Origin of the sequence: Candidatus Magnetominusculus dajiuhuensis (assembly GCF_046044395.1) — a bacterium.
Lineage (GTDB): Bacteria > Nitrospirota > Thermodesulfovibrionia > Thermodesulfovibrionales > Magnetobacteriaceae > Magnetominusculus > Magnetominusculus dajiuhuensis.
The window spans coordinates 1-6252 of the sequence record NZ_JBJUSG010000170.1; the positions used below are offsets into that span (position 1 = coordinate 1).

Genomic DNA, 6252 nt, shown 5'->3' on the forward strand with positions numbered 1-6252 from the left:
GGGGGGGGGGGGGGCTGCTTTACTATTGTGACACAGTCTGTTCGCGGGAATGACAAAATTACCCACATGGTTGCAACATGGTATCAGATGGCTGGCATGGGCAAAAGACTAATCGGGCGGCTATGAATAGCTGTAGCTGAACACGGGATAGGGGGCTTTTTCTACCTGCTCGCTTACGACTTCCCAGCAATCGGAACACGTGAGGAGTTTGTTTATGAACTTTACATTCATCGTATGGCCGGACTTGTCCGCCACAATGTGTCCTTCTATGGGAAGGCCTACCAGTGAGAAATCCCCAATGCTGTCAAGAATTTTATGCCTCACACACTCATCCTTAAACCTAAGCCCTGATTCGTTGATAACGGATGTCTCGCTGAAGATGACGGCATTATCAAGCGAGCCGCCTTTGGCAAGCCCGTTAGCCCTGAAATACTCGACATCCCTAAGAAACCCAAATGTCCTTGCCGGTGCAATTTCATTAATAAACGAACCCCTGTCAAGATCAAATGACAACAACTGCTCACCAAGAAAGTGGTTTTTGAAGAACATCCTGAAGGTTATCTTTCTTCCGTCAAAGGGATACGCGGCCACCTTGCCATGGCCGTCTTCCATGACAATTGGCCGGAGGATTTTTATATAAGGCATAACCTTCTTTTGCTTCCTTACGCCAGCCTCCATAACCAATCTTGCAATCTCAACGGCGCTTCCATCAAGTATGGGAATCTCAGGACCTTCGACCTCAATTGTCAGATTGCTGACGCCCATAGCCGAAATTACCGCTAACAGATGTTCAACCGTTCGCACCTTCAGCCTGTCGTTTCCAATTGTGGTGGCATACGTGGTATCAACAACGGCACTTATGTTGGTAACCATGGATGACTTCTTGCACGGTCTGTAAAATACGATACCCGTATCCACAGGAGCTGGATGTAACGTCACCTTGCAGTAGGAGCCGGTGTGAAGCCCGACACCCTCAAAGTATACACATTCCTTTATCGTCCGCTGTGACCTCATAACCTGCACATGTTAAATGCAAATTATGTGCCAGCAATAAAGCCGCATGGAATCAGGACTTATCGTTCATAATATGTATGAAAAAAGTTGGCATTGTGGTATAAAAGACACAGCTAAACTTCACCACCTACGACGATATCCGGTATCCTTATCGTTGGCAGCGCGTCAGACACAGGCACACCCTGGCCGTCCTTTCCGCATGTGCCTATTGAAAACCCCATATCTGTGCCAATCAGATCAATGGCCTTCAGGACTTCCGGGCCGTTGCCGCAGAGTGTTGCCCCTTTGACAGGGTCAGATATTTGGCCGTTTTTGATCAGATATCCCTCCTGGACATCGAAGACAAAGTCGCCGGTAACGGTGTTCACCTGCCCGCCTCCCATCTTCTTAACGAACAGGCCGTTGTTGGTAGTTCTAAGGATTTCTACGGGGTCAGCGTTGCCCGGGGCAAGAAATGTGTTTGTCATTCTTGGAATGGGACGGCTGCGGTAGGATTCCCTTCTACCGTTGCCGCTGCTGCTGACGCCGTCTTTTATGGCGTTGAGTTTGTCGTACATGTAGGCGGTAAGGATTCCGTTTGAAACAAGGATGTTCCTCTGCGCCGCAGTGCCTTCGTCGTCAACTCTGTATGAGCCGCGCTTGCCGGGCAGGGTTGCGTCGTCAATGACGGTAACAGAAGCAGACGCCACCTGCGCGCCGAGCTTGTTTGAATAGACGGACAGCCCCTGTCCCGCCAAATCAGCCTCAAGGCCGTGCCCTATGGCCTCGTGTATCATAGTGCCGCCGGCCTCAGAGGCAATGACAACAGGCATACGCCCGCCTTTGATGCGCCTTGCCCCAAGCATTAATATAGCCCTGTTTGCCGCGCTTGCGGCCAGGTCTTCCACTGAGTTTTCCTCAAATAGCTCAAAGCCGACAAAGCCGCCAAGCGCCTCATAGCCCGTCTGTATCGTGCCGCCCTCTTCGGCGATGACTGACACCGCCATAAGTGTCTGCACCCGTTCGTCTTCAATCAGCACACCCCCTGAGTTGGCTATCGTTACCAACTGCACGAAATCACTGTACGTGACGCTTACCTGGCGAATCCTCGTGTCAACCGCCCTTGCCCGTTGGTTTGCCATGCGGATGAGTCTGATTTTGTCGGCTATTGGGGTGTTATTGGGCCTTTGTTTGATAATAAAGTCTGTTTTGGGCCTGGTTTTCTCAAGACTCATCGGGGTACTTACGGCGTTGGCCTTGACTGCCCTGGTCAGGGAGCGCGCCGTTTCAAGGAGTGTGTCTTTTGTGAGGTCGTTTGTATAGGCGTATGCGGTCTTATTGTCGTAGACGATTCTGATGCCAACCCCGCGTTCAATGCCGGTGGTTATTTTTTCGATCTTATCGTCCTCCATTTGAATTACAAGCGGGGTCCTGTCCTCAAGAAATATATCACCATAGTCGCCGCCCGCGGACATGGCCGTTTTTATAAGGCTGTCAAAAAACTCCTCTTTCAGCATTGGTCGCTCCTTTACATTATATCCGAAAAATAGTATAGTATCATTATACAACACGGGAAACTATTTTGGGAAAGGGACAGGTTAAACATTAGAGATGCCGGAAATTGGCATAATTGGAGGAAGCGGCGTTTATCGGATGCCGTCGGTGGAGCTGATAAGGGAAGAGGCGGTGGATACCCCTTATGGAGCACCCTCGGACACGTTTCGGATGTTAAGGATTTCTGGCATAGAAGTGGTTTTTTTGGCCCGGCATGGAAGTGGCCACACCATCCCTCCCCATAAGATTAACTACCGCGCCAACATATGGGGTTTTAAGGCCCTCGGCGTGAAGAGGCTGCTGTCAATGGGAGCGGTGGGCGGGATTAATCCCCTGCTGAGGCCGGGCAGCATTGTGGTTGCCGACCAGATTATTGATATGACTACCGGGCGGACATCAACCTTTTATGACAAGGACGAGGTCTATCACGTTGATTTCAGCGAACCGTTCTGCCCCGAGCTAAGGGCGGTATTCACAGAGGCGGCCGGGGCTGTTGGGCTGCCCGTCCTGACAAGGGGCACGTACGCGTGTACAAACGGGCCGCGATTTGAAACAAGGGCGGAGATAAGATATTATTCTATTGCCGGGGCAGATGTGGTCGGGATGACGGCGATGCCTGAGGCCGCCCTCGCCAGAGAGGCCGAGATATGTTATGGCACTATTGCAACGGTAACAAACTCCGCCGCCGGTATAAGCAGAGACAAACTAACGACCACCGAGGTCATAGAAACAATAAATGAATCCTCAATTAATCTGAACGCCCTGCTCCTGAGGACGATTTCCCTGATAAAAGCCCAAAGACACTGTCCATGTAAGGACGCCTTAAAAGACGCGAAGATGATGAAGTGACATTTAAAAAAAATTAAAAAACAGACAATGGTATGATGTTAATACCATCAAACGTATCGAGTTATGAGATTGTCGAAATAGCAGACTCAGACCTTATGGATTTTAAATTTGTCGGAAAGGTTGTAGGAGGATATACTAAATATTAATCATATATTCATTGACTTAAAGGGTTAGCAATACAATAATTGGGTGTTTCAGGGGTATGAATAAAATTATAACAGCTAAGACATCGGCTCGCATAAGAACTATTATCTTCATTTTGATTTGTCTATTTATTATTTTCTGTATTAAAAAGTTCAAGGGTCAATATGATCCTGAAAATAGTGAGAATGCCGACAATACTCTATACGAAGAGACAGCTAAGTTAATAGGTAGTCCAAAGTATGTTGGGGAACTCAAGAGTGGCATACCAAATGGACAGGGAAGATGGATATGGAGCATCAAACTATGCCGCCGTAGCTCAAATAAGAAACGCTTGTAGTTAAAACCACCAAGGCCGCTAACTAATGCTGAGATAGAAGAATACAACAGACAACATTCACAGAATCCACTTAGATAAGCCTCCAGTAAAACGCTGGGGGCTTTTACTTCCCGTCCATAACTTGGACAGCAAGGCTATTTCACCTTCATAAACCGATAGCCTGATAGCGCGGCTTCTACCTCTTCAGTAACAATCCGGCGGACTTCGTCTCTGTCCGGCTTCTGTGATAAGTCCTTTTTTATCGGCTCTATCTCCTGTTTAAGCATGAAGCGTACCTCGTCGCGGTCAGGCTTTGTAGAAAGCTCATGTCGCATTTCAGTCTGTTCCTGCTTTACGTCAACTAAGCCCTGTTTCATGCCCTTAATATTCTCATTCATAGAAATCAATATCGCGTCTCTCTCTTCATCTGTCATAGCCTTGCCCTCCATACCTCTTCAATACCACTTAAATACCACAAATAAGTGTTATTTAATAAAGAATTTAAACATTAAGCCCATAGCAGCAATCAATATGCCGACTTGCGTAGCCCCAAAAGCTATCATCCACTTGATAGTATCTACCTTAGACTTCTCTATCTCTGTTTTTAAATTGGCGATATCCTCTTTAGTGGCCATTTCTTGACGGAGGGCAGTAGCCATCTCCTTTAAGTCAGATTTTGTCGCCATCTCCTTTATATCAGATTTTGTCGCTAAGTCATTACGCGTATTAAGACTTACTTCGCTGAATACAGTAAGAAGCGCGTCAACGCCCTCGTCGCCCAGTTTTTCTCTCAACACTCTTGGCATCGTTATCACGCTCATACCCCTATTATACCGCCCAGCAGCTTTTCTGTCAACCCGACCGCCGCCTCAAGAGTGTCTCAAGAGGTTAAATCATAGAATATCGCACACTCTTTTGCGGCCACCGATGCCTCACCATCTGCTTCGGGGTAGTCCTGCAACTGGCGTGAAGGGAATCCTCATCAAAGTTTTTTTTAACACGATTAATTAACCATTGACAAACCCATTTCTTTAAGGGTATCATCCTAGTCCATGTGGGATATGATTCCCTGTGATTTTTTACTTTCAGGAGGGTAGGGAATTGCATGCTTTAGGTACTCATCTTTTAGTGGAATTAAGGGATTGTAACCCTGGCTGTATTTCCAACGTCAGACAGGTAACCGACGCGATGGTCGGTGCAGCAAAGGCAGCAAATGCAACTATTGTAGATGTGTCCTTCCACGAGTTTAACCCGTTCGGTATCAGCGGAATGGTAATCATTGCCGAATCTCATCTGTCCATACACACATGGCCGGAGTATAATTATGCCGCAGTGGATATTTTTACCTGTGGCGACGTCATAAATCCCGGCGACGCCGCCAGATATTTGATTGATCGTTTCGAGTCGTTAAATCCTTCTATTGTAGAGGTTAAAAGGGGTTTAATTTCTACAAAAGACGTAAAGCTTCCTCATAAAGTATTTGAACGTGAACTTGAGTGTGTTTCGTGACCAAAGCGTCATAACAGACACAGTCGGCGTTAGTATCTTTTTTTACGCGGTGGGTTGTTACAGGCGGGGTTCGCGACATATTATGGCAGGTACGGCGGTTATTTATCCTCGACTGGCGGGTGTGTGTTGAGGCGTTGATTTGCTTTATGTTTATATACCGTGCTTTGGAGACAATTTATATTTAAAGGAGGTGAGTGTGATGCGAAAACTAACGGTTATTCTGTTTCTTGTTGCGTTTGTTATGACAGGCAGCCAGGCATTTGCCGATGCTGACGATACCAAATGGGTCGCCCAGTGTGTTAAAGACAACAAGAAGGAAGGCGCAAAGGAAGAGGTCGTCTATAAGTATTGTGAATGTATGAACAGCAAGATGGATAACAATGAAACAAAATCCATTACCCAGTGGGAAAAATCGCACCCTGCGGAAATGAAGGAGTGCGAAGCGAAGGCCGGTTGGAAATAACTGGGCAACGCTTGATTATCCAGCCAATCTCAGGCAGCGATTGTTCTGTGGGCGGGGCGGTGGTTACGCCCCACCCTTAAATTATACGGGTTCTATCCTAATATTTTGAATAGTAGTATGAAAATATTGGCCGCGGTGCCCAATTTCAGTGTCGGGTCGGGCAACGCCTCCATCTCCCACATAGGGCTTTCCTAATATAACCGCGGCTATGAAATCCGCAGGACACTAAGTCCATTGCCATATGTATAGGGGGCAACAGGTGGGCGGTCATCTCAGTATCATGTTCCAACAGCAAGCTATATCAGCGTTGTATCAAAAAAGGACTCATCGCAGACGGCGTGGGTTTCGTAAAAAACCATCTGTTTGAGATAAGTAAGCGTCAAGAAAACCCCATCTTTACAGTGGGGGTAGCAGATGTCATAAT

7 protein-coding genes are annotated in these 6252 nt (G+C 47.2%); 3 read left to right on the forward strand and 4 right to left on the reverse strand.

Annotated elements, in window-relative coordinates:
• Positions 1–120: 120 nt before the first annotated feature.
• A complete protein-coding gene (gene lpxC, locus AB7D94_RS15975) occupies positions 121–1014 on the reverse strand; it encodes a UDP-3-O-acyl-N-acetylglucosamine deacetylase (protein ID WP_420267008.1) in 894 nt (297 codons plus the stop codon).
• A gap of 113 nt (positions 1015–1127) precedes the next feature.
• Positions 1128–2510, reverse strand: coding sequence for a TldD/PmbA family protein (locus tag AB7D94_RS15980; protein ID WP_420267010.1), 1383 nt, complete (start codon positions 2508–2510; stop codon positions 1128–1130).
• Between the two features lie 94 nt (positions 2511–2604).
• On the opposite strand from AB7D94_RS15980, the gene mtnP reads away from it, so the two are divergent.
• The gene (gene mtnP / locus AB7D94_RS15985; RefSeq protein WP_420267011.1) at positions 2605–3396 is read left to right on the forward strand and encodes an S-methyl-5'-thioadenosine phosphorylase; all 792 of its coding nucleotides are present in this window, start codon (positions 2605–2607) and stop codon (positions 3394–3396) included.
• 615 nt (positions 3397–4011) lie between these two features.
• On the opposite strand, the gene AB7D94_RS15990 is transcribed toward mtnP, so the two are convergent.
• Positions 4012–4290, reverse strand: coding sequence for a hypothetical protein (locus AB7D94_RS15990; protein WP_420267012.1), 279 nt, complete (start codon positions 4288–4290; stop codon positions 4012–4014).
• Positions 4291–4341: 51 nt separating this feature from the next.
• Positions 4342–4677, reverse strand: a complete 336-nt coding sequence (locus tag AB7D94_RS15995) for a CCDC90 family protein (RefSeq protein ID WP_420267014.1) — start codon at positions 4675–4677, stop codon at positions 4342–4344.
• A 280-nt stretch (positions 4678–4957) separates the two neighbouring features.
• Here AB7D94_RS15995 and speD point away from each other — a divergent pair, with 280 nt between their 5' ends.
• Both speD and AB7D94_RS16005 read left to right on the forward strand, forming a co-directional pair.
• A complete protein-coding gene (gene speD / locus AB7D94_RS16000) occupies positions 4958–5365 on the forward strand; it encodes an adenosylmethionine decarboxylase (RefSeq protein ID WP_420267015.1) in 408 nt (135 codons plus the stop codon).
• Positions 5366–5564: 199 nt separating this feature from the next.
• Positions 5565–5828, forward strand: coding sequence for a hypothetical protein (locus AB7D94_RS16005; RefSeq protein WP_420267017.1), 264 nt, complete (start codon positions 5565–5567; stop codon positions 5826–5828).
• Positions 5829–6252 lie beyond the last annotated feature (424 nt).

Coding starts and splice junctions, on each gene's coding strand:
- AB7D94_RS15990 (WP_420267012.1), bottom strand. CDS start 4,290: ATGACAGATGAAGAGAGAGACGCGATATTGATTTCTATGAATGAGAAT.
- AB7D94_RS15995 (WP_420267014.1), bottom strand. CDS start 4,677: ATGAGCGTGATAACGATGCCAAGAGTGTTGAGAGAAAAACTGGGCGAC.
- AB7D94_RS16005 (WP_420267017.1), top strand. CDS start 5,565: ATGCGAAAACTAACGGTTATTCTGTTTCTTGTTGCGTTTGTTATGACA.
- mtnP (WP_420267011.1), top strand. CDS start 2,605: ATGCCGGAAATTGGCATAATTGGAGGAAGCGGCGTTTATCGGATGCCG.
- lpxC (WP_420267008.1), bottom strand. CDS start 1,014: ATGAGGTCACAGCGGACGATAAAGGAATGTGTATACTTTGAGGGTGTC.
- AB7D94_RS15980 (WP_420267010.1), bottom strand. CDS start 2,510: ATGCTGAAAGAGGAGTTTTTTGACAGCCTTATAAAAACGGCCATGTCC.